The organism is Ruminiclostridium cellobioparum subsp. termitidis CT1112 (genome assembly GCF_000350485.1).
Lineage (GTDB): Bacteria > Bacillota > Clostridia > Acetivibrionales > DSM-1351 > Ruminiclostridium > Ruminiclostridium termitidis.
Genome location: NZ_AORV01000018.1, coordinates 1 through 24,585 on the forward strand (window position 1 = coordinate 1; position 24,585 = coordinate 24,585).

The 24,585-nt window shown below is 37.6% G+C and carries 23 protein-coding genes; 7 read left to right on the plus strand and 16 right to left on the minus strand.

The window, feature by feature from the left end:
* Window positions 1-6 precede the first annotated feature (6 nt).
* The 4 genes from CTER_RS03625 (at window position 7) to CTER_RS26765 (ending at window position 2,768) form a co-directional block, all read left to right on the plus strand.
* A complete protein-coding gene (locus CTER_RS03625; protein ID WP_040760270.1) occupies window positions 7-558 on the plus strand; it encodes a VanZ family protein in 552 nt (183 codons plus the stop codon).
* Window positions 559-659: 101 nt separating this feature from the next.
* Complete coding sequence (locus CTER_RS03630; RefSeq protein ID WP_004623816.1) at window positions 660-1,406, plus strand: alpha/beta fold hydrolase; 747 nt, start codon at window positions 660-662, stop codon at window positions 1,404-1,406.
* Window positions 1,407-1,749: 343 nt separating this feature from the next.
* Window positions 1,750-1,899 (plus strand): hypothetical protein, encoded by a 150-nt coding sequence (locus CTER_RS28200; protein WP_165585946.1) that lies wholly within the window; start codon window positions 1,750-1,752, stop codon window positions 1,897-1,899.
* A gap of 227 nt (window positions 1,900-2,126) precedes the next feature.
* Window positions 2,127-2,768, plus strand: a complete 642-nt coding sequence (locus CTER_RS26765) for a helix-turn-helix domain-containing protein (RefSeq protein ID WP_004623832.1) — start codon at window positions 2,127-2,129, stop codon at window positions 2,766-2,768.
* Window positions 2,769-3,178: 410 nt separating this feature from the next.
* Here the strand turns inward: CTER_RS26765 and CTER_RS03640 are convergent, their stop codons facing one another.
* The 5 genes from CTER_RS03640 to CTER_RS03665 all read right to left on the minus strand — a co-directional run bounded on the left by CTER_RS03640 (window position 3,179) and on the right by CTER_RS03665 (window position 8,885).
* Entirely contained in the window at window positions 3,179-3,505 is a 327-nt protein-coding gene (locus CTER_RS03640) for a helix-turn-helix domain-containing protein (RefSeq protein ID WP_004623850.1), read from the minus strand.
* A gap of 420 nt (window positions 3,506-3,925) precedes the next feature.
* Complete coding sequence (locus CTER_RS03645) at window positions 3,926-5,209, minus strand: hypothetical protein (RefSeq protein ID WP_004623778.1); 1,284 nt, start codon at window positions 5,207-5,209, stop codon at window positions 3,926-3,928.
* A gap of 249 nt (window positions 5,210-5,458) precedes the next feature.
* Window positions 5,459-6,613 (minus strand): DUF4238 domain-containing protein, encoded by a 1,155-nt coding sequence (locus tag CTER_RS03650; RefSeq protein ID WP_004623823.1) that lies wholly within the window; start codon window positions 6,611-6,613, stop codon window positions 5,459-5,461.
* A gap of 471 nt (window positions 6,614-7,084) precedes the next feature.
* The gene (locus CTER_RS03660) at window positions 7,085-7,867 is read right to left on the minus strand and encodes an undecaprenyl-diphosphate phosphatase (protein ID WP_004623819.1); all 783 of its coding nucleotides are present in this window, start codon (window positions 7,865-7,867) and stop codon (window positions 7,085-7,087) included.
* 175 nt (window positions 7,868-8,042) lie between these two features.
* Window positions 8,043-8,885: a COG4705 family protein gene (locus tag CTER_RS03665; RefSeq protein ID WP_083908913.1), complete on the minus strand. Its 843-nt coding sequence runs from the start codon at window positions 8,883-8,885 to the stop codon at window positions 8,043-8,045.
* Window positions 8,886-9,267: 382 nt separating this feature from the next.
* Here CTER_RS03665 and CTER_RS27390 point away from each other — a divergent pair, with 382 nt between their 5' ends.
* Window positions 9,268-9,402 carry a winged helix-turn-helix transcriptional regulator gene (locus CTER_RS27390; RefSeq protein WP_242834926.1) on the plus strand — a complete coding sequence of 45 codons (135 nt, stop codon included), beginning with the start codon at window positions 9,268-9,270 and terminating at the stop codon, window positions 9,400-9,402.
* A gap of 13 nt (window positions 9,403-9,415) precedes the next feature.
* On the opposite strand, the gene CTER_RS03670 is transcribed toward CTER_RS27390, so the two are convergent.
* From CTER_RS03670 to CTER_RS03710, 9 genes are all read right to left on the minus strand, one after another.
* The gene (locus CTER_RS03670; protein ID WP_051066514.1) at window positions 9,416-9,940 is read right to left on the minus strand and encodes a zinc-binding dehydrogenase; all 525 of its coding nucleotides are present in this window, start codon (window positions 9,938-9,940) and stop codon (window positions 9,416-9,418) included.
* Between the two features lie 251 nt (window positions 9,941-10,191).
* The gene (locus CTER_RS03675) at window positions 10,192-11,052 is read right to left on the minus strand and encodes an EamA family transporter (RefSeq protein WP_004623798.1); all 861 of its coding nucleotides are present in this window, start codon (window positions 11,050-11,052) and stop codon (window positions 10,192-10,194) included.
* Window positions 11,053-11,097: 45 nt separating this feature from the next.
* Window positions 11,098-11,556 carry a helix-turn-helix domain-containing protein gene (locus CTER_RS03680; protein WP_004623776.1) on the minus strand — a complete coding sequence of 153 codons (459 nt, stop codon included), beginning with the start codon at window positions 11,554-11,556 and terminating at the stop codon, window positions 11,098-11,100.
* Between the two features lie 515 nt (window positions 11,557-12,071).
* On the minus strand, window positions 12,072-13,310 hold the full coding sequence (locus CTER_RS03685; protein WP_004623793.1) for a purple acid phosphatase family protein: 1,239 nt from the start codon (window positions 13,308-13,310) through the stop codon (window positions 12,072-12,074).
* A gap of 231 nt (window positions 13,311-13,541) precedes the next feature.
* Entirely contained in the window at window positions 13,542-14,930 is a 1,389-nt protein-coding gene (locus CTER_RS03690; protein ID WP_004623849.1) for a sensor histidine kinase, read from the minus strand.
* Window positions 14,927-15,616, minus strand: a complete 690-nt coding sequence (locus tag CTER_RS03695; RefSeq protein ID WP_004623792.1) for a response regulator transcription factor — start codon at window positions 15,614-15,616, stop codon at window positions 14,927-14,929. Before CTER_RS03695 ends, CTER_RS03690 begins: the two co-directional genes overlap by 4 nt.
* Before the next feature lie 177 nt (window positions 15,617-15,793).
* The gene (locus CTER_RS03700; RefSeq protein ID WP_004623843.1) at window positions 15,794-17,197 is read right to left on the minus strand and encodes an MFS transporter; all 1,404 of its coding nucleotides are present in this window, start codon (window positions 17,195-17,197) and stop codon (window positions 15,794-15,796) included.
* The gene (locus CTER_RS03705; protein ID WP_004623848.1) at window positions 17,198-18,325 is read right to left on the minus strand and encodes an MGDG synthase family glycosyltransferase; all 1,128 of its coding nucleotides are present in this window, start codon (window positions 18,323-18,325) and stop codon (window positions 17,198-17,200) included.
* Window positions 18,326-18,372: 47 nt separating this feature from the next.
* Window positions 18,373-18,801, minus strand: coding sequence for a phosphatase PAP2 family protein (locus CTER_RS03710; protein WP_004623827.1), 429 nt, complete (start codon window positions 18,799-18,801; stop codon window positions 18,373-18,375).
* Between the two features lie 624 nt (window positions 18,802-19,425).
* On the opposite strand from CTER_RS03710, the gene CTER_RS03715 reads away from it, so the two are divergent.
* Window positions 19,426-20,100 carry a response regulator transcription factor gene (locus tag CTER_RS03715; protein WP_004623802.1) on the plus strand — a complete coding sequence of 225 codons (675 nt, stop codon included), beginning with the start codon at window positions 19,426-19,428 and terminating at the stop codon, window positions 20,098-20,100.
* A 1-nt stretch (window position 20,101) separates the two neighbouring features.
* Window positions 20,102-21,337: a sensor histidine kinase gene (locus tag CTER_RS03720; protein WP_004623800.1), complete on the plus strand. Its 1,236-nt coding sequence runs from the start codon at window positions 20,102-20,104 to the stop codon at window positions 21,335-21,337.
* A gap of 159 nt (window positions 21,338-21,496) precedes the next feature.
* Here the strand turns inward: CTER_RS03720 and CTER_RS03725 are convergent, their stop codons facing one another.
* Window positions 21,497-22,771, minus strand: coding sequence for a response regulator transcription factor (locus CTER_RS03725; RefSeq protein ID WP_004623790.1), 1,275 nt, complete (start codon window positions 22,769-22,771; stop codon window positions 21,497-21,499).
* Window positions 22,746-24,572, minus strand: a complete 1,827-nt coding sequence (locus CTER_RS03730; RefSeq protein WP_004623795.1) for a cache domain-containing sensor histidine kinase — start codon at window positions 24,570-24,572, stop codon at window positions 22,746-22,748. The genes CTER_RS03725 and CTER_RS03730 overlap by 26 nt, the downstream gene beginning before the upstream one ends.
* Window positions 24,573-24,585 lie beyond the last annotated feature (13 nt).

A 24,585-nucleotide genomic window follows, 5' to 3' on the forward strand; every position in this document is an offset into this window, starting at 1 on the left:
GGTATTATGAATAAACGAGAACGAATTAAAACAGCCTTTTTGTATGGTGCTTTCATTTGCTACATACTCTTGTTAATGAAAATATTGCTCTTATCAAGAATTTCGATTTTGGGGCTGTTTAATAATGAAAGGACTTTATTTAGGTCGATCAATCTCATTCCATTTTATAGTATAATGGAATATATATCTGGCAGCCCTGCAATTACGAATGCACTTGCTTTTGCTAATGTGGCTGGCAATATCGTTATTTTTATTCCCCTTGGTATATACTTGCCTTTATTCAAAAATGATAAAAGAGCAATAACCAATCTGCTGTTTATATTGATAGTGAGTTTATTTGTTGAAATCACCCAGGGGCTTTTAGGCATCGGAGCATCAGACATTGATGATGTAATTCTAAATTGTTTGGGTGGATGGATTGGTATTTTAGGGTACAAGTTTTCATTATTTATATTGCGAGATGAGAAAATAGTGCACACTGCAATTACAATACTATCTGTAATCATAGGATTACCTGTTACATTATATTTTTTATTCATAATTAAAATGAGATTCTGAATATTTATTGTATATTCCAGAAGATACCCTGCAACCTGTAGGGGATGTTTAAACCGGACAAACGTGTTGATAGCAATGATAAGAAGCAGAAAGGATACACCATGATATTCAAAGAAACTCCGAATAAACAGATGCCCACAATAATTTTGCTACATGGGGGCGGACTATCCTCCTGGTCGTTAAACAGTATTGTAGAACAGCTGCAATCTGATTTCCATATCATTACGCCTATTATTGACGGTCATGGAGAGGATGGTGATGAAGAATTCATATCCATTCAGGATTGCGCAAGGAAACTCATAGAATATATTGATACAAATTGCAATTCTCAGGTGTTTGCTATGGGTGGATTGTCAATTGGAGCACAGATTGTAACAGAGGTTCTATCTCAAAGGGAAAAAATTACAGATTATGCAATTATCGAAAGCGTATTGGTTTATCCGATCAGGGGAACGACAGCTTTGACTGTACCCGTATACAAGCTCTTTTACGGTCTGATTAAGAAAAAATGGTTTGCCGGAATGCAGGCAAAAACACTATGTGTCCCTCTGGATATGTTTGAACAGTATTATCAGGACAGTCTGAAAATATCAAGGCAATCGCTGATTAATATCACACTGAGCAATGGTAACTATAACTTAAATGAATGTATTGCAGACACAAAAACAAAAGTCTTGATTATTGTAGGGGAGAATGAAGTCGGAATTATGAAAAAATCCGCTCGTCTATTGCATGATAAGATACCGGGAAGTGTACTTTATACTGCGCCTGGAATGAAACATGGTGAATTGAGTTTAAAGTACCCTTTAAAATATGTTGATTTATTAAAATCATTTTTTTGTAAATAAGAAGATTACAAATGTTTATGATGCTTAGAAAGATTCTGTGGCTCTACCGGAGAAATCCTATGAAAAAGCTGTTTTGTACATTATTCATGTTGATGACTTTTTAGATTAGTTTTAGATTAGTAATGTTATAATCCAGATAAACATTTGTCGGATAATGTAAAGAGCAGAAAATTTATATTAGGTTAAATAGACCGGATCTGAAAGAATATATATTAAATATATCAGCAGAATTTGAGAAACTAGAAAATAATAAAGGAACAAATAATATAGAAGGAGCACTACAAATGGAAATGTGCACTTTTTCTAAACCAATATGGCATTACGGACTTGGGTGTTAAGTCCTGTGAAAAATGAGATTGAATTGCTGGATATTTGCATTAATAGACCGCATACAAAATGCGAAAAAATGTATCTGGAAATGATGGAATTTGCATTAGGTAAGATGACTTATGAGAAGTTTGTGGAGAAATCAGGAACAATGTGGAGTGATTGAACTGATAGACAAATACCAATTTTTATAGGTGATTAGCTCGTAACTTTTTAATATAATGAATTTTATTAAAAATAACAATAAATCAGAATTTGCCGCTGTGTTTATATATTGAATTTCCACGGTTTTGGGCAATGTAAAGTCAAGTTGCGTAATTGTAAAGTTGATGTGGTGGCATCAGAATGAGTTTTCTACTACAATGAAATCATCAAATCAAAGGAGGATTTCATATGAAATTAGCAGATAAAATATTAAATATTAGAAAGACGTATGGAATGTCACAGGATGATTTGGCTGAGAAGCTGAATGTTTCCAGACAGGCAATTTCTCGTTGGGAAATGGGGACAGCACAGCCTGACACACCTAATGTGTTGCAGTTAAGCAAGCTCTTTGGTGTTACAACTGATTACCTGTTGAATGATGATTATGAAAGTGACCGTGATGTGCCGGTTGTGAAAGAAACCGAAATCACAACAAAGGCCGAAGCCAGTCGACAATCAGCATTTATTCTTCTAACGGGTCTAAATGTTATGATTTTATTTCATCAGTTGATTGCTTGCTTTGTCCTTCAAAATGCCATTTTCTCTTTAGCTGGAACGATGCTTAGTATCGCTGCAGTTGTCGGCTTTGAATTTGGATATAGATATCGTAAAATTGCACCTGAGCCGGAGAGTGCAAAGAAATACTACTACAAATTCTACGTTATAGCCTTTTGGCTTGCAGCATATTTTCCTATTAGACTACTGGCGAATGTAGCAATGATGCTGTATCCTCGTTCATACTCTGGTCTCGTATTTGAGATTATTGTGGTGTTGGTATATTTGTTAGTCTCAATTCTTGCTACGCAGTTGATTAAGAAAAAAGCAAAGTAAAAGCCAACGTGCAAAATCCAATTTGCAGCAGAGGTGTAATTGTTGATTTACAATCTTCATTTGATCAAAAACACTTAAAATGCCTATTAATATCCTTATCCGAAGTTCAAATACATCTAATAAACATAATATGTATACAAGTAGTATTTTACCAAAATTTAATTATGAACTTAAAGCCGTTGGATGCTATGTACCTCCCCTCCAATTACGCGAAATTATTATTTCGCGTAATTGGGTAGGCCTGACTGTCGGGGGGTATCTGAATAAAAAATGTTATAGATTATCCCTTATCGCAGTAAATTAGCATAGTATCATATTTTCTATAACTATTAAAAATTGAAAAGTTATAGAAAAAGCATAAATATTCGTAATTAGTCTACTTATACGTATAAAGATGTAACTACTTACCACTATAATTGCATCTTTTTGCTTGCTCTCAATAGCGTGATTCTACTAATACCAGTAATGTTAGCTATTTCTTGAAATGTGTATTGATCTCGAAGTTTCAAGGCTTCACTTAACTGCTTTTTAGTGTATTTTACGGGTTTTCCGGAAGGAATTGTATTATCTAATTGATGGTTTGTCTTAGAAATTAAATGTCCAATACAGATTTTTTCATACTTGGTATCTTCTTCAAACACTTTTAATGCATTAATCCAGTTTTCGTTTGATATTATGTTAGTCTTCGGTATTATTTCACCTAAATCAAGTACTTTTAAATTAATCTGAAACTTCATTCTGATAAATATTTGTAATTCCTTGATTTTTTAGGAATTCAAGCTGTCTATTCTTGCTAATATCTCTTTCTGGTGAACAATTCTCTATAATACAACGGCAATTATATCCCAACCATTGCTGCTAATGACGATGCTTAATCATAGACCATATCATCCTTTCCCTTGCCCCCGCCTACTATGGATACTAAGCAGCGGTTGGGCTTTTCCTCCTGCAACCCACCCCAAGGTTACCCCTGACGCAGTTTCGGATGGGAATATTCCTACTACTGGAACATCAGACGCTTGTCTGCACTAACCTTTCAAGAAGAAGCCGCTTCTTGTCGCACTCCCATTATTATCCTAATGGGAAACTGGTAATTCCTACACTTGTTTTCTTTCATTCAATCTTCTTTAAATGATTGATTCAATATCAGTAATACTCTATTCACCATACTTAATCTCCATGGGTTTTGCAGAGTTAATAATTATCTCTTCTGCAATAGCACGTATCAAAGGTATTTCTTTTGAAAGATCTTTATCGTGCTTAAAAGGTTCATATCGTAATTTTTCTCCTTCCTTACTATGAACAATGGCATTTCTGACAGAATAAACCCTATTGCGAATAGCTACGTAAATCACATCCGATATATCATCGAAATTGATTATCTTTCCTTCATCCGCAAATAAGACATTATTATTTTTATAGTAATCAATTGCCGATGAATCAATTGCATGGATAGCATTTTTCAAGACTTCAACATTAGGGATAAACTTTTTCAAACAAAGTAGCAAGCCTGTCTTTTCATCCCAAACACCATCTTCTCTTTGATCTCTCATCTTCTTTTTTATTTTATTATAAAACAATCTAATATCTTCTTTTTTATAAGGCGAAAACGATGGACGAGTTATAAAACTCTCTATTTCCTGAAACGCCTCTTGTTCAGCAATTGTTTGGAAAAAGAACTCTGCAACATGATAGAATGCCAAGTACTGGGTAAATGGGATATCAGTTGAGGCGCCTTGATAGTAATACTTGACTAATTCTGCGTTATATGATTTATATGGGAAAAGTTGACCTCCTCGTCGTACACTACGTCTCATAGGTTGTCGATTTTCAGATAAATCTACGACAGAAAATACTATATTTCTGTTATATGATATATTGAACAAGTATGACTGAAGCATTCTTTTGAATTCAGATAATGAACATTCTACTGGTGCAGCTATTTTTGCGGTCATAATTCTAAACAAATCGCTTAGCTCCTCGAGAGACTTAAATATACCATCTCGCATCATAGTACGATACAATGGCGGTAAATCCAAATTGATATCAGAGTGTGATGATGAAAAACACATTAAAGCAATTATGTATTGAGAGCTTGCCTTGGTAATAAGAAGTTCGTAATTATGTTCTGAGACCAAAAATTGGTCTCGATCAAAAAATCTATATGAGGGTATTTTCATACGATCTTGTGCTTTAATTGCCACTTCAAAACCCACTTTTTTATACAATATATAGTCATTAAAAGTGGTTCCATTAGTAACATCATCGACAACAGCCTGTATTTCTGTAAGAGGTATTTCTCCTAATAGTTCGTTTTGACCTTGAGCAAATCCGCCATCCATTGCAAATCTTGAGATTAACAATTTATTCTCATTCACTATGACCTGTATGTTATGAAAAGCATTTTGTAATCCTCTAATAAAATTCTCTGTAGTAAACATTAATATTCTCCTTTTTTAAAAAAGCCTATTTACCTTCCCATTATTGCTAAAACATTCAGCTACGCGAACATCCGATTTTTAGCCAGACTAGAATGTATATCTAAACTTTTATAGCATCTTTTTTCTTAATTTTATTAATTGCATCCTGTAACTTATATCTCTTGTTTATAGAAATTGTAACACCAAAATGGAAATAATGATTTAAATAGCCCAGCAACTGTTTATTAGCCTTATAGATACCAAACTTAATTATATGCCTGAGTACTCATAAATAGGCATTTCAATTACAGTATCAACGGAGACAGTATCTTTTGCTTTATCGATTTGAGCAAAAGGAAACTGTTGTTTAGCAGCAAATGGTGCAATTATTTTCATGGCAATACATAGAGCATCCGAACAACAATTTTTATATTTTTTAGAACTCTTACAAGGGCAGCTATCATTTCTTCCAATATTTTTGTATCTATCCCATTCATAAGGAGCAATTTCTGTTATTAACTTCCACGCCTTTTTATCCCTTATGAAAAAGAATACTTCTTTTTTTAAAGTTGTTCCCATATGTATCCCGTTTCCACCTGCCATTGTGGCAGAAGGAGATTTATACTCAAATTTAATTAAAATACGTTGTAAAGAATCTTGGCGATAACTTATACATTTAGTATATGAGTTATTAATTATAGCTTCGTTTATCTCATCAACTTGGAATTGGTTTAGAATATTTACTTTATTACTTAATATGTACTTTGGGGTAAAACCATTTGAAAACACAGCATAATACTTCCCAGACAATGGAATTAAAAGCATCATATCCCGTAGACCTATATGTCTATTACTTATATTAAAAAATCTATTTTTAATCCCTAGAGCCACTGATGCAAGATATTGGTCACTTAGTATGAACTCATTATTTTCACTTTTAATTACTGAAAAGTTATAGTAATTAATGACTGTCTTGCTTAATTCACGTATGTAAGGAGAATTCATAACTTTTTTCAACATTACAAAAACTCTATCTGCTTTAATTTTTCTTTCAAATTCAAATTCGGTAAGTAAAGCGCCGCTTCTATAATAAAATATTATAAACTCACGCATATATTGCGATAATGCCTTTTTTACTTCTGAAAATGGGCATTCGCCAATTTCATGTTTTTCGATGGTATCAATTATTCTTTGAACAGCATCGCCAATATAACTCTCAATTTTATGAAAATACTTTTCAACTATATTTCTTTCCAACGCTGGATGCTCATAAGTAAATCTTTCAACCATTGAGTTTTTATAATTTGTTGAATATACTTTGCCTGATTCTACAAGTGCCTCAAATACTTGATCTTTTGAATTAGCAAAGAATTTTAATAAACACTGTGCAATATAATGTTGATTTTTTACATACTGTTCTGCCATAATAAATTATGCTCCTCGATTATCCATTAACCAAACTTCCCATTATAGCCATAATATTTATACAAGTAGTATTTTACCATAATTTAATATAAATTGTTAAAAATTCAAACAAATATAGAAAATTATATATAAATTAAAAAAAGCCGCAAATGCGACTTTTTTTATAATTATACATTTTTTATAAATCAACTTTATCTAATATTCTATAACATTATAGAATATCTATAATACAAATAAGTACTGACTTTGGAGGTATAATGAATACCAAAAATAATTTTCTATAATTTCATTCAGATATAAAATATAGTATCTTAATAAATGTCCATTGACACTATCATATATGGAGACATTATTGTCTCTTTGTACTATTTTCTGCTTTATTATATAATCACTGGGATTCATTTACTTATAAAAAACTTAATGACAGCACCTCCACAAGATAAGCTTTCTACTGCGCTAAAAGTTCCAAAATTAATACGAAAATGAAATAGCAATAACCATAGCTCCAAGGATAAATCTATAGACTGTGAATATTCCAAGCCCTTTATTCTTTAGATACTCAAGCAGGAACTTAATGCCTATGATGCCAACTACTGCTGCTGTTATCATGGCAGTAAAAAATGGCACCTTGTCAATAGATGTATGAATTAGATCCTTTGCATGATATAAACCATCTCCCAGAATAATCGGAGTTGACATTAAAAACGTGAATCTGGCAATACTCTCTCTGGTCATACCTAATGCACGTCCGACAGTCATAGTGATACCAGAACGGGATACTCCAGGAATTATTGCAAAAACCTGTGAAAGGCCTATAAGTAAGCTTCGTTTAGTACCTGTCTCTTTAATATCAATTACTTTTTTCCCATATTTATCTGCGACATATAACAGGATACCCATGATAATCAGCATAATACCGATCAATGCCGCATTCCTGAACATCTCCATATATTTGTCCAGCAAAACACCGAATAAAGCACCCGGAATTGTTGCCAGCACCAAAAGCCAGAACAGCTTTCCATCCTGCGTTTTAGGCTTTGTAAAACCTGCACCGATTAAATTCAGCCAATCTTTAAAGAAATATAAAATAACGGCCGCTGCAGTTCCCAGATGTAATGCCACATCAAATGCAACACCAGGATCTTGCCATCCAAATAGCCATGGTGCTAATATTAAATGCGCGGTACTTGATATAGGTAAAAATTCTGCGATTCCCTGCAAAATTCCGTAAATAACTGCTTGAAATATGTTCATTAACCAACCTCCTTACGGGTTTATGAGTATTTTTCCATATAAGATTTATAAGGGTTACTTAAAACTTAATTTTTATTAGTATTCATCCAGTTCTCTGGGAAATTTCTACAAAATTATTCATCGACAGCAGCAAATTTATTTTCTTTTCCCGAAGCCTGAATTTCGGTCGCATGATTCATTTAAGTACTGCTAATGATGCATTCAAAGCAGCTTTGCATGCTGGAGCATCCTGATGTCTGGCGCGTAGTTGCGATAATACTTCGTCGATGGTGTTGTCGATCTCAGTCCACTTTGCCTTATTCATTGATTTGAGACGGGCCGTAGCATTGTCCCAGGCTACTTCCAATTCATCAACGCGTGATTTAGCGCCAGACAAATCGCCTGCCTCTACCAGACTTAGCGTATCTTCCTCGATTTTCGTAAAGTTTGACAAATCACCTAATGGTTCAGTTTGTGTAACATTACCAGCCATCTCCCCTTGAGATGAGACTTCATTTTGAAGCGTAGTTTGGCTCCATAAAAATCCTGTTCCGACCAGGATAACCAGTAAGAACGCAACGATTCCAAGTTGCCATTTGACAGTAAATGGTTTTGAAACAGTTTCTTCTTTTATTGGTGTTCTAGCGATCAAATCTTTCTTTATGACAGCAAGGAAAATTACTGTCGCCATAATCGCTAACAGAAATATTGCACTTGTGACAGCTACACCTAATCCTACCCCCCCATACGTCGATGGTTGTGAAAGGTAATCCCCTAATGAGGCACCCAGAGGCCGGGTCATAATGTAGACAAGCCAGAATGCCAGTATAGGGTCCATCTTGAATCGCCAGGCAGCTGCCACCACGGCAATCACTGCAGCAATTAAGATCCCTGTAACAAGGTAACCAAAGCCCAGGCTCTCTGCCATAAGGTCTCCGGTTGCCGTACCCAACGCAAAGGTAAAAAGATTGATGTTCAGGAAATCCGATGCCGTCTCACCGACCGTGGTACATAAGACTTTAATGATCCAGAAGAAAATGGTTACCTCAGGGACTTTGCATCTTTTTCATCTCATTTGTTTTGATTACTTCCATTCTTCCATCTCCTATTATATAAATTTTCTCTCGTATTATTCCGCTGTATCATGAAATCTTCATATACCGCAGCAAAACAATCATATAAAGCTTTTCTTAAAAGCCAATTAAAATCAGATTAGAATAGGATTAGAAAATTTAGGCCACTACACTTAAAATCATTAAAGAACTTGATTTTAAGCAATGAATAGTTTGTCTGTTTAAATACGGTCCCATCAAAAAGCCTCCTTGCTCTGGCAAAATTGGAGTAGCCTTTTTGTCTTAAATAAACCAAATTATTCGAACTTTACAAATATTACAGCACTTCCTATAAACTTTCCTATGAGAATGGATGTAAGCAGGACGCAATTCAATGAAATTCCTCCACATGTCGAATATTCTTTGACGGAAAAGGGCCAGGCCTTGCGCCCGATTTTAACCTCTATAGTCGAATGGAGCCAGAAATATATAAGCAAAGTATAGCTTTGCGGTTGGCCTATTCCATATCCAACACAACTTTAATGGCACAGGCCGGCTTTGTTGCGGTTTCAAACGCTTCTGCAGCATCTTCCAACGGGAATTTATGCGTAATGATTTCAGGAATTTTTGTATTCTTCTTTGCCAGATTCGAGATGACTTCCTTTATATCTTCCGGCTCATACCCACGGGAGCCCATAATTGAACACTGCGTGCTCATAATCTCGTGGAATCGGATGGGAAGCTCCCCCTTATGGAGCGCTATGCAGCAAAATCTGGCTTTCTGCTTCGCGTGCTTCATGAATTCATCTACGAACATGGGGATTCCCGCGCAATCTATGACAACATCAATGTTCAGTACGGAGTTGGGTTCAACCGTCATTTTCCCGTTTTCCATACCAAGCCGGTGATTTGTATTATCCTGAACACCGAAATATTCTTCCAGAAATTTCACCATTGCTTCTGTTCCCGCTTTTGTGTTAAGGCCAATACCACCAAGCTTTTCGACAATTTTTAGGCGGTTGTCGTCAATAAAGGCGTCCACAGCCATAGCCCCGAATACAGCAGCGTGATATTTCCATCTGATATCAAATTATTTGCCTTCAGGTGATAGTCGATGATACTGAAATTGACAAATTATCCCGTTTAATTTTGTGGTAGGCGTAAACCACCAAAGCATCAAAAGAATAAATGGCACAATAGGCCATTTGTAACCTAACTGGTATTCCGGGATTCCATTTTTACTTATATAGCTGATACGTAACCGTTATATTTTCCGGGATGACAATAAATCTACTAAAACAGTAATAGCATTGTCCCGGATACAACCAGCAGCACACCGGCAAAGGCTTTTTTCGTAAGCTTTTCTTTGAGAAATATATAGGAAAAAGCAATGGCAACGACGATACTCAATTTATCAATGGGTACAACCAGACTGGCCTTTCCCTCCTGTAGCGCACGGTAATAGCAAAGCCATGAGAGACCCGTTGCCAGGCCAGAGAGCATGATAAATATCCAGCTTTTCCTGTCAATATCTCTTATGAGAACAAACTTTTTTTGAAACAATACGATTCCCCAAGACATAACCAATACTACAATCGTACGGATTGCCGTCCCTAAATTTGATTCGATTCCCTGAATTCCGATCTTGCCAAGGATAGAGGTCAACGCGGCAAAGACTGCAGACAGAACGGCATAGAAAAGCCATGACTTGCTCTTGACGTTTAAGGCTTCCGATTCCCGTCTTTGTATCATAAGGTAGGTCCCGGCAGCAAGCAGTACGATTCCAAATCCCATCCACATGGTAGGTATTTCCCCTAAAAATAAAAACGCAAGAAGGATGGTCAATATTGTACTGCTCTTGTCAATGGGAGTCACCTTATTTACATTTCCGAGCTGCAAAGCTTTAAAATAGCATAGCCAGGATGCACCAGTTGCGCCGCCTGAAAGAATCAGGAATATAAGGCTGCAGGTAGAAATCATACCGATGGTATGCTGTGAACCTACAACGAAAACCATCAGCCATGAAAACAAAAGCACAACGATTGTGCGGAGTGCCGTGGCCAGGTTGGAATCGGTACTTTTAATCCCGATTTTCGCTAAAATAGTTGTCATTCCTGCTAACAACGCCGAGACAAAAGCATATAGAAGCCACATTGACATCCCTCCATGAATCACAAATTTTTCAGGTTAAACGGCTAATTAAGAGGATTTTGTCTTTTGATTGGCTTCCAGTTTGGAATCCTCGCGCAGATCCCAAAAGATTTTAAATTCCAGTTTTTCAACTTCTCTTTGCTGCTTATAACTAATACGAAGTGTGGCCTCCTGCGGGATGGTGATATCCCTGTCCAGCTCTCTCAATAAGGTTTTGATATTATTGTTATTCTCTCCTAGCGTAGACAAGGCTTCATTGATTTTGCCAAACAAGGCGGACGATGTGCCGGGTACATCTTCGGAAACCATATATCGATCATTCTGATTGATATAATTGATGGAATCTCCGGAAGCAAGCCAGCGAAGCAGGGCCTCCCTGCTGAACCGCCACTCCCGGCCAATTTTGCGGGCAGGAATGTGTTCTGCACGGAGCAGTTTAATAATCGTTTTTTCACTGACCCCTAAAAATTCAATTGCTTGCTCAAGATTTAGAATATCATCTGTCATTACAAAAACCCCCTTATAACTAAATATAATTATACGGCAACAAAATGTAAATATCAACAATAAGCAGAATTTAATATCCAATTAACAGTAAATAATATGAAGATAACATGATATTGTTTTTATTGTGACGAGATGTATACGAGATCACCTTCATTGCTTGAATTATAAAACCAACTTTGCACTTTTGGGGGATCTATCTTGTTTATTTTAGGAAATTAGTCCGCGTTGGGTAATCACAACCGGCCTTTTATACGATCTAAGGTTAACATTGAAACTTCATAATGGAGCTTGTTCTTCATCAAGTTACTTTATATCCGCTGGTATCTGACATTAGTTTTGATTTTTTAGTTCGAATTTTGACCCTATCAGATATTTTTTTAAAATATTTACCCAATGTTACATCAGCTGTATTACTTATGAACTATTTTCATGTGTAGCAGGCGTTCTATCCCATCCGCAGTAATTATGGCAATAAAGTTTTAGCCAGAAAAGGCTGCTGAAGCTTAAACATAGTCTTATTTTTTAATTGTAACCGAATCCTTTAAAGCATTTTTGCTGTCATATGCATTGATTACCATTTCGGTATCGGAGACTGTAACCGCAAGATACATTTGTGTTTTCAGCTGCAGGCCCACTTCCTGCCATGAACGTGATTTTTGTGGATAGAATTTCACACCGCCGCTGTTACCCACCATATATATCGTACCCTTTCCAGGCTTGACCACAGCTCCCTTTTTCAAAGGATAGGAGCGTACGTAGTTATGGTCATGGCCCTGCAAAACCAGGTCGATGCCAAGCTCATCAAATACAGGAACCCAAGCCTTTCTGATGTCTGTAGTGTTATAGGTGGCACCGTAAGGCCCCCTGTGCAGGGCGACAATCTTCCACGGCTTGTCCGATTTTGCCATATCTTTTCGAAGCCAATCCCCCTGGCTTTTGAAATTTTTACTGCCGCATTCCGTATTCATGACAGCGATATGTGTATTACCATAGTCAAAGGAGTAAAACGTACCGGCAGGGGCACCCGTATTCTGTTCTGCCGGCAGATTAAACCTGTCGGTAAAGTTCTTTGCATTCGAATTGGTTCGGTTTTTATTAAGGACATCGTGATTTCCAACAACCGGAGCGATGGGAAGATTCATCAGCTCGCTTTTTGCCGCACTTGCAAAATTATCCCACTGATTTGTTTTGTCTCCATTATCCACTATATCTCCCGTATGTACCAGAAAGCGTGTGCTTGGAAACTTCTCCAGCGCTTTGTCAAGTATATTCTTCCATTTAGCATAGTCCCCGACCGTTACACCTTGCGTATCCGTAATATTGATAAAAGTAAAACTCTTCAAATCGCTTTCTGCGGTTTTGAACGTTCCTTTTTCGCAGTAGCCGCCGGTATCTCCAATACGGTATACATATTCCGTTCCGGATTTCAAATTTTTCAGTTCAGCTTTATGTATCATCCTCTTGTCCAGGTCGTTTTTCACTTCGTAACTCCTGGCTGTCGCTCTGCTGATATTGCTTTTGTCAAAACCCTTGAATTCATCCTTGATGCAGTATTCTACAACACTTTTTTTTACTGCTGTTGAGGTATTCCAAGTAAAACAGCGTCCGGTTGTTGGATCTTTCCCGAAAGTATTGATAATGCTTTTCGGTATGGCAGTCTGCGCAGATGCCGCTCCGGATACACAAGCAAGCAGAGAGAACAAAATACACAGAACTACAATTCCAATTACTGTCTTTAAGAATATCCTTTTCATACGCACACTCTCTTTCTATCCACTATTTTACTTTAGAAGATACGATATCATTGTACAAAATGGTCTTCTTTTATATCAACGATCTCAATACTTTATCTCCCTTGTCAGGGATCATAACCTGATTCGGATCTTCTACGACCTTTTCCACTATTAGTTTATTCTTGCAAAAAAATCAAATGAAACAGTATTTCACCCAATCTTTTGTTAATGTTCACATCATAACTCCCTTTCCTAAAGTGTGGTCTGGGGCAGCATAATGGCTACGACTGTACCTTCACCTATCGTGCTCTCAGCCCGGATGCTCCCTCCATGGGCATCCACAATCCATTTTACAATGGACAACCCCAGTCCGCTCCCTCCGGATTCCTTCGACCTCGCCTTGTCAACGCGGTAAAACCGGTTGAAAATATTATTGACCTCATCATCTGGAATACCTATGCCGGTATCTTCTACGACAATATTTACGGTATTATTTCCCCTCCCGGCGTGAACGGTTATTTTCCCATCGGTTGGTGTAAATTTAAAGCTGTTGTCAATGAGTGCCCTCAGCGCTTGTTTAATCATTTTTCTATCCGCTGTAAGAGCAATCTCTCCGGCCACATCACAATGCAAATCATGTATCGATGAAATAAGGTGACTTTCCTTACACACTTCCTCCATCAGCTCATTTAGGCTAAATTGAATTTTTTGCAGCTTTTGATTTCCACTGTCTCCTCGGGCAAGAAAAAGAAGCTTTTCAATCAAATCCGTCATCCCAGACGTTTCATTTTTTATTGCATCAATTGACTCCTGGAGAACACTTTTATCTTCCTTACCCCAACGGTCTATTAAACCGATATACCCCTGGATGACAGATATAGGTGTCCTTAACTCATGGGAAGCGTCGGAAACGAATTGGTTTTGCTTGTCAAAAGACTGTTTCAATCGGTCAATCATCTCATTAAAGGTTTCTGCGAGCCTTGATAACTCATCATCGGCTTGACTTACCTCAATCCGGCGGCTCAGATTATTTATGCCTATGCTCTGGGCTGCCTTGGTGATTCTGTCAATGGGTAAAAGCATTCTTCTACTGATCAGATAACCCGCAAGAAGGGAAATTGCAATGCCTACCGCATCGGCACATGCCATTAAAATGAATAAGACTTTAAGAAACATGTACTCATTTTCCATGTTAACCGCGACCTGGAGATATGCTTTCGTCTTACCGTCTGCTAAAACCTGCCTGTTTGCAATCGCTAAATGCATTTCATCCGACTCTGTTTTCCTCACAGAATCAAGTGATGAGGAGAAAGGTATCTTCTTCAAATGAAAGCTGTCCTCCGAATTTACAAGGATACCCTCGGGATTTGCTATTCTAACGCTGACTGTGGCGTCGGTGCGGGCTTCTCCGATCAGTTCAGGGTCCTCCAACGACATTTTTTCCTCCGTTGGTCCCACAATTCTTTCCGCTATTGTATTGCTTATGTTCTTGACTTTTTGCAGGGACTGGTTCACAAGATAGAATTTAATGCCGTAGAGTACGGAAGCACTTAAAAGGATCAACACCAGAGAAAATATGGATGCATAAAGAAGGGTCAGCTTCCAGGATATTTTCGTGAATTTGAAAAAGTTCATTCTCATCCCTTTTCCTCCCTCAGAATATATCCTACGCCACGTACTGTCTGTATCAGCTTTGTATCGTGTTCATCATCAATCTTACTTCTTAAATACCGGATATATACATCGACAACATTGGTATCTCCTGCATAGTCATACCCCCATACGTTTTCCAGTATCTGATCACGGGTTAAAACAATTCCCTTGTTCCTGAGCAGGTATTCCAGCAGATCATATTCCTTCTTTGTGAGGTCGATACTTTCATCCCCTCTGAATACTTGCCGCTTTGCCAGGTCCATTCTTAAGTCACCTGCAGCAAGACTTTTCTGCGGTTGCTTGGACTGATTTCTATTTCTCAGCACGGCCCTGATCCGTGCCAGGAGTTCTTCAATCACAAAGGGTTTTGTTACATAGTCATTGGCGCCTATATCCAGTCCCATTACTTTATCTGTCGTTTCATCTTTGGCTGTGAGCATAATAACAGGCACCTCTGAAAATTGCCTGATTCTCCTGCATACTTCCATACCGTTAATGCCTGGCAGCATAATGTCCAGGAGAATCAGGTCAGGCTCATTCTCTTCCGCTTTTCTGAGGCCCCCCCTGCCATCGTATTCAATTTCAACAGCATAGCCCTCGTGCTTTAGTTCAAGCTCCAGGAATCTTGCTATTTGTTTTTCATCTTCAACGATTAATATTGTTGTTGGAACCATCGAAACATTCTCCTCATTTATATATAAATACATTCTGCCAAAGTAAAGAAATTCATGCAGGTCGTAAAACCATATGATTCAGCTTACCGGATTAAGATTAGAATTCCATTAGAGAAAGATTAGAGCAGGATTAGAAAGTAAAAAGGGGGCCAAAACTTTGCTCCTGATCAAAAAAAGTTATCCGGTACCGGCTCTTTTGCGCAATGTTCGGTTGACTTTTTTAATATCATATACATTTAACCGGGCCATTTTGATATAGCAGAATGCAGCCGGAACAAAAAATATCTGAAACAGGGTTAATGTGATGATATAGCTGTTGGGTTCATTAGTAAAATTGGACACGAAAGCGAGAACAATTCCTACCCCGACATTGCCTATTGTCCTTCCTATGCCGCCTATAAGATTTGCCAGGCTGAAAACCGTAGCCCTATGCTCCGGAAGATTTACATCCGTTATCAGCGCCAGCCAGTTTGGAGTATTGGCCGACTGGGCTGCCGTGGCGAGAAAAGCTAATATAAACATCAGCATAGTCCATGGGTTTAGGACTATCTCTTTCAATAAGTATAGCAAAATAGAAATTGGACTGTTATCGTCAGGCAGCCGCAGATGATTCATTGGTATTGCGAACATTGCCGTATATATCGGTGCAGCCAGGAAAACGACAAGCGCTGTAAGGTACGCTCTTCCTTTATATGTTTTGCGCTGGAAAACATCTCCGAGATACCCGAAATAGGAGGAGGTCAAGCCTCCTATTTGAAGCAATGCAAAAAGATATCCTGCTGCAACAATGGACGTCTGTGTACTGTAGCCTGAATGCTCAATTTTTGATATATACAAGGTAGGGAGCCATATCAATGTACCCGTCGTTATGTTCATAAAAAAGCCCTGCTGCAGCAGCCATATGTTACTGGACTTTGAAACAATGCCGTATAGATGCTTCATTTCAATTCTATAATTATATTCCTGTCCATTTCTGACGAACTCTTTTAATTCCGGCTCCGATTCACCCATGCTTGGTTCTCTTATAAATACATACAGGAACAAAAGAAAAAAGCCTATTACACTTACAATTCCAAAGGGAGTCCGCCAGCTTGAAGCGGTCGCAATAAGGGATGCCATCAATGCTCCGGCAATTCCGCCAAAACCCTGTGCCATCCCCCAGAGGCTTAAAAGCATTCCTCTATATTTGTGAGGAATATAATCCGTCAGAACACTATAGCCGATTGATGCTATACAGCCTAATCCAATCCCCGTAAAAACCTGCAGGACAAAAAGCTGTATGTAATTTTTACAAACCGATGTCAGGAAGACAGAGGCGGCCCATATAACCGTTCCAATAATGATGTATTTTTTACGATTTCCTTTCCCTGCCAGGTACCCCCAATAGACTGAAGATAAGGAAGTAACCAAAATATTCACTGCCGATATGATCCCTAAAGAGGAAATATGAACGTTGAAATCTTTTGCGATCAGTGAAAAAAGCGGCGGAAAAAGCCCGATGACAATATTGTCAAAGGCAGCAAGGACAATAAAAACAAATATGGTATAAACTATTCTTATTTTTTGCGTATTAATTACCATCTAAATCTCCATTTTAATATCCAGACCCAAAATGAAATTTACAATATTTTTTGCCGTATCCGGATTGGTAAACTGTTCTTGGGACTTTTTTATCTGATTCAATTTAAGCGCATTGTCAGAAAGCAACTCACTGATCGTCTTCTGTAAATTCTTCAGATCCTCACAGACCACACCCAAATTATATTTTGAAGCAAATTCAGGGTTTCCCTGCTCCTGTCCGGGTAATGCTCCTGTAATCACCAGGGGGACATTACAGGACACAGCCTCCATGATAACATTCGGACTTCCTCTCGTAAATGCTATATCAGAAGACATCATCAACTCTTGAATGTTATTTACAAACCCGTATATTTCTACTTTTTGTCCGAATTTTCCGTACAAGGTATTCTCTAATTTCCTTTTTGCTGCCTTATTCCTGCCCGCCACAATTTTTACCGTGCAGTTGAAATTTTCCAGCAGTATCGAAGCTATTTTACTCATGTTCCCCGAGCCCTCTCCGCCACTCATGATTAAACACTTCAAGGGTATATCCTGTCTGTATCTATCATCTTTATCCGGATAGCCTATCCGATGATTATAAAATCTGGAACGCACCGGGAACCCCAGAATTTTAACCTTTTCTTCCGGGAATTTAAAGTATACGCATTTGTTTTTTGCTTCATACGTAGGGCTGATAATCCAATCTGCCTTTGGATTAGTCCAATGAGGACTTATACTTACCAAGTCGGCAATCAGTGTAACAAAAGGTATCCGGATTCCAGACTTCTCCATAATATTTAACACGGAACCATTGAAATTTGGATGTACCGATAAAATCAAATCCGGCTTTACCTGTTCCAGTACATTTAAAAGGTTATCTTTAATAATGATCTCTACCGCTTCATCGATCAGCTGCGGTTTGGTCAAAGATATTTTCCAGATCAGCTTCCACAGTTCTTTAGCATTTCTAGTGATTGGTCCATAGGATTTCCCCACCTGTATCATGGCTTTCCCGCCAAGAGAAAATCCGTCAATAACTTTTACATTGATGTCTTCGTACTGTGAAAATTTTTCGCACAAAGCTTCGGTTATGCTTTTATGTCCATGACCAGTATAGTCAGAAGATATAATCAATATATTTTTTATCATGACAAAAACTCCATATCATTTGTTATTTAAATAAATACCGCTTACGCTCATATGCAGTAAAATAAAACCGACGTTGCAGTTGCAAGTACCATACCGGCAATTACATCGGACAGGTAATGCACTCCCAGGTAAACTCTGGATAGCCCAACCATCAGGGCTGCTGGGAGAACAAGAAAAGCCAGCAGCGGCATATAAAGGGATACCGTCACAGCGATTGAAAATATAGCTGTTGAATGTCCCGATGGAAAGGAGTATAAATCAATGGGCACATTGAAAACATTAATTTCTTCAAGCATGTCTTTAGGACGCTTTCGGCAGACATTTCTCTTTACTATTTCTACGATGATATGGCTGACAGTAAGTGACACCAACGCCGTAATTCCTGCATTCCTTACCTTTGCGCTTCCAATCCCAATAAGCAGAAAGCAAATTGAGACTGTTGCTGCCGCGCTTCCTATATAGGTTAAGACAGGCAAAAATTTAATCTAAAAACTTGCATTTAAGCTTTATATTAAAAAAGAATGTCAACTGCACATCCTTATTTAAAATTTTGCTTTTTAATTCTTCCATGGCAAGACCTCCCATGAATGACAATACCAAAGGTCTTTCGGTGCTTTGTCCTTAAATATTCACTTTAACAAAGCACCGGAAAACCTTGACCAGTTATTTGGAACTTATGTCATTCAACATTTTAAGTACTACATCCTTTATCATGCTAGACATCCCGCGTTCGTCATCTTCTCCCCCGCTACGCTCAAATCTGCCTTCTGATTCGTCTCTGTGCCTTCCGTACCCTTCCTTGTCCTTTATATTCGTCTCATTGCTGGTACCATTCAGCAGTGCATAATACTGCTAAGGCGTAAGCTGCGTATATATACTTTTTTCGAGGTCTGAAATGGCAGTCTTGCCCGTTGTGGTGGATAGCTTGATTGTTTTGAGTTTTTCCAAAACCTTCATTTTATCATCCCTTTCAATTTTATTTTCTGTCCTATCCTTATTTTACAGAATCAACCTTTGAAACACCTTAAGTGATTATTAAGTAATTACTTAAGGTAATTTAAAGGCAAATTTGGTATGATAAACGATATGGAGGTATTTTTATGAGACTCTTATTAATTGAGGATGACCAGAGACTATCCGATGCTCTCATTAATATATTTGAAGATAACAGCTACTCCGTGGATACGGCATATGACGGAGAAAATGGGCAGGATTTGGCTGAAACCGGAATTCATGATGTAATCATACTTGACAGGATGCTTCCACTTAAAGATGGCTTACAGGTTTTAAAAGAATTACGAAGCAAGAATATAAAAACTCCGGTACTGCTGTTAACCGCAAAAGACACCATTGAAGATAAGGTTGAAGGACTTGATACCGGTGCTGACGATTATCTTATAAAGCCCTTTTCAACCAAGGAGCTTCTCGCGCGTATCCGCGCACTATCAAGAAGACAGCCGGAACAGCTCCAGCCAGATATACTCAAAGCCGGGTCCCTTTCACTTGATATATACCGTTGCGAGGCTTCAAACAGAAATGGCGTAATAAGGCTAACCTATAAGGAAGCACAGTTACTGGAGCTTTTTATGAGAAAAAAGGGCCAGGTTATATCGAAAGAGCACATTTTAGACAAAGTATGGGGGATGTCCTCCGATGTGGAAATGAACAATATTGAAATATATATTCATTATCTCCGTAAAAAATTGAATCCCGAAGCGTGTGGTATTCAGATTGAAACCATTAGAAACGTTGGCTATTGCCTGAAGGAGGATTGAAATGTTCAATAAACTCCGGTTTAGACTTACACTTACGAACGTTATTGTCGTAAGTGTTATTTTCATCGTATTTGTTTTAAGTATATTTTTGGTAATGAATAAAATAGTGAATGATCAGACAGAGCAATTGGTCAATCTGATTGCTTCCAATGCAGGAGTGAGCAATCTCCCGGAAAAAAACGGCTATGATAAGCATGAAGAGCATCAATACCGTTACTTTTATATAAGGTTGGATTCTTCTGGTAAGATCATAACTACATCCACCAATTTGAATTTGCAAAACAGCCCACATCTATCTGAAATGATCTCCGAAGCCTTTGCAGCTAAAAGGAGCAACGGTGTTGTTGACATTGATGAAGAAACTTATCAATTTTTTAAAAGCTCAGTTGGCAGCAATGAAACCTTTATTGCCTTTGTGAATACGCATGCGGAACATGAAATGCTTGGTGAACTGCTCATTGTGCTTATGCTTGCAGGCTTAGGTGGTCTTGTTCTTGTTTTTTTCGCAAGTTTGTATATGGCTAACAGATCACTCATTCCAATAAAAGAAGCATGGAACAGGCAAAAGGCCTTCGTAGCTGATGCTTCCCACGAACTCCGCACCCCATTATCTGTCATAGAAACAACCATTGATCTCCTTTCCAACAGAAAGGAAAAAACAATTGCCAGCCAGATAAAATGGCTTGAAAACATTCAAACGGAAAACAAGCGTATGACAAAGCTTGTATCCGACCTGTTGCTTCTTGCCAGAGCGGACTCTGATCAGGATACTCTTGAGCTTCAAAGTTTTCCTCTTCATACGGCACTTCTTGAAGCTTATATACCTTTTGAAGCTGTTGCTATGCAAAAAGGCATATATTTGCAGGCTTTTAACGGAAACCCCATCGAATTTTACGGAGATGAAGCGAAAATCAAGCAGTTAGCCGTAATTCTCGTTGATAATGGTATTAAATATACACCTTCCGGTGGAACAGTAGGAATGACACTAAAAGACATTGGCGACTCTGTAGAAATTTGTGTTACAGACAGCGGAGAGGGCATCTCCGAAGAGCATTCAGGTAAAATATTCCAAAGATTTTACAGAGTTGATAAATCGCGTTCAAGAAAAGATGGCAGTGTCGGCCTTGGCCTGTCTATTGCAGAATGGATTGTTAAACAACACTCTGGACATATAAATGTGGATAGCATTAAGGGCAAAGGCAGTATTTTCCACATCTACCTGCCTAAACAAAAATAGTTATCGTTAAACTATCATTTATTTTTTCAATATTCTATTGGATTGGCTAGCAGCTCCTTGCGAAATGTTTTGGCTTGAGTCTCTCCGATCAATATTGGATAAATCCGGAGGAACAGTCACTTGAATGAGAGAAGATTAATTTTTTTAACAATACCTTTTCTACCGAAATCCCGGTTTTTCCTGTGACATTGAATGTCCAAAAAGTTTTTTATAAACACTGTAAAGATAATGCCAATCCGAATATCCCACTTTTTCGGCTATTTCATATATCTTCATATCTGTATTTATATAAAGATTCCGGGCCTTTTCTACACGGAGTCTGGTTATATATTCAATAAAATTAACACCCATGGTTTGTTTAAAAATTTTACAAAAGTAATTCCTGCTTAAACCTACATGGTCGGCTACCATCTGGAGTGACAGGTTTTTATCTCCCAATTTATTCTTTATATAATCCAGTGCAATTTTCATTTCCTTATTTAAAGAAATATTACCTTTAAATTCCCAGGCATACGATATGTTCCCGCTTCCCAAACTTCCTTTGGATGCTTCAAAAGTAGCCTCCAGATATAATTTTGATAAATCGGTAAAAGTAGTGGACACATTACTTATTCCTATAGAAAAATCCAGTTTAAAATTAGTATTCATAAATTCTATAATCAGATGGATTTTTTTCTCAACATTATCAGTGAATTCCTTATTAGTGAGATTTTCCCCATCCCAGGAAACAAGTATATATTCATAAAAATTACTGCTTATAAATTGATGAATTGCTCCTTGTCCCAAAATATCATTAGCAGCTTCACAAACAGCTGCTTTTAAAAGATTTATATTGTTCTCAAATTTTTCGACTAAGCTCTCCTGGTAAAAATTCAATTTAAACACCGAAACAACTATTTTGTTTATATTTCCATTCAAATTGAACCTTTCCAATCCCTGAAGATACCGGTCTTGTTCAATCCCGGAGCCATTCAGCAGTTCAAAAAAGAATGTTCCCCTGTCCTGCGGATGGTTATGTCCCTCAATTTTGTTAGTTACGGACTTTGACTTTGATATTCTGTCCTTTTGACGGACAAAAGCTTTTTTTACTACCTCCAGAATATCATTTGGCAGCATAGCAGGTTTGAAAAGATAATCAAAAGCACCAAGCTGAAGAGCCTGCCTTACTAAATCGAACTCATTATAGCTGCTTAAAATTATTACTTCTGTTTCAATTTTCAACCTTCTTATTTCAGTCAGCAATTCCATACCGCTCATACCAGGCATTTTAATATCGGTCATAATGATATCAATATCTTCTGCTGACAAAACCTTCAACGCCTCATCACCGTTTGAAGCGGTAAATACCTGAATTGTATTATCTGCTGCTTTAATACTGTCTTCTATAGCTGTTCTGGCAAATGCCTCATCATCTACTATCAATATTTTCTGCATCAGATACCTCCTGCCTTTTTATTATAGGAATTGTCACAGTAACACAGGTTCCTTCCCCTATTTCACTTTCCAGCGTAAGTTTATATTTATCGCCATAATTCAGTCTGATTCTATCTTGTATGTTATGGAGTCCTATACCTGTCAGCTTGTCAAAGCCCATGAAATTAAAACCTTTTCCGTTATCTCTGATCTGAATTCTTATGAAGTCCTCATACAATTGACCTCGTATGGTAATGCGGTTATCACTGCTGCCATCTCCAAAGCCGTGAAGAATTACATTTTCCACAATGGGCTGCAATAGTATTTTCAAAATCATAAAATCGTCCAGTTCCTTATCCATAAAATAATCAATATGAACTGAATTATTATATCTGACTTCCTGAATATACACATAATCTTTAATAAACTGAATTTCCTGAGGAATTGGTACCAGTGTATCAACTTGCCTGCAGCTGTATTCCAGCATATTAACCAGGGATACAACCATTTTTGCTATATCTTCGGCACCTATCCTCACAGCCATCCACTTTACGGCGTTTAGAGTATTATACAGAAAATGAGAATTGATCTGGGAATTTAAAGCTATATGCTCCATAGTCATTCTTTCCCGCTCTTTATGGATATTTTCCTTCATCAGTTTATCCACTTCAGAAATCATGATATTGAAACTATCAACAAGTTCTGAAAGATCTTTATCGGCTACAGTATCAACTTTAATATTAAAGTCACCCCTGCTTACCTTTTTCATATTCCTTATAATACTTGTAATTGGCTTGGTAATACTTAAAGACAGGCTTAAAGCAATAACTCCTGCTGCCAGCATACATATAACAGCTATTGTCACCCAAATGTCTCTGAATTTAGCCAGCTCCTGCCTGAGCATCTGATCACTGTTTATCTGTATAATATTCCAGTTGCTGCCTTTTATTGCACACCTTCTTATGGTCATGCTATCTATATTTACCTTATCATGATTACCGGCTTTTTGCAAAATGGTATCCAGTGACTTATCGGCAATTGATATCTGTTCAGCAGATTTCCCTGCCTGCTGTTTATCGGGGGCATATATGACTTTACCGTCATTATCTACAATAAAGACCATATCTTTATCTGTCACTTCCATAAAATCCATTGCGTCTTTTATCTTCTGATAACTTACGTCGATCTGAATCAGCCGTATAACACTGTTTCCGTTATATTTATTTAAATAGGTCACAAAGCTGGCAACAAGCGGAGGATTTGAACCTGCACTCAAATATTTGTAGGCTGCCGTATGAGTTGGTATTGTTACCGTCCCTCCCGCCTGCCGCTTTTCATCATCCTCAGTCCAGTCACTTTTCAGAAATTCTTCCTTATTCCACTCTTTATTTGAGGTGTAGTAATTGCCGTCAAAGGTAACCATATAAATATTGTCTACTGAATCATTAGATACACGTATATTGGATAATAATGAATTCACATTCCGGAGTAAAATCAGCTTCTCATAAGAATTCATCTCGTTATAATTATTAAACATGGAAGAACTGACGGCCAGTCCCAATACCTGTTCCGATACAGTTCTTCCTTTGTTGATGGTATCCTCTATGTGCGATTTCATCATGTTAAGAGTATTTACCTGATATATTTCAATTCTATCTCTGTAGAAATTGTTAATGTTTCCGAAATAGATTAAAGATAAAAGTATCCCGGGAATAAGCGCCATGAAAATCATAGCCAGAGTAAAGCGGAAACGAAGAGAAGTACGGCTTCTGATTACCACATCATTTCCGCTGTTGCCGTTATATGCCTTTCTATTCCGCATTATCTTCCCTCCA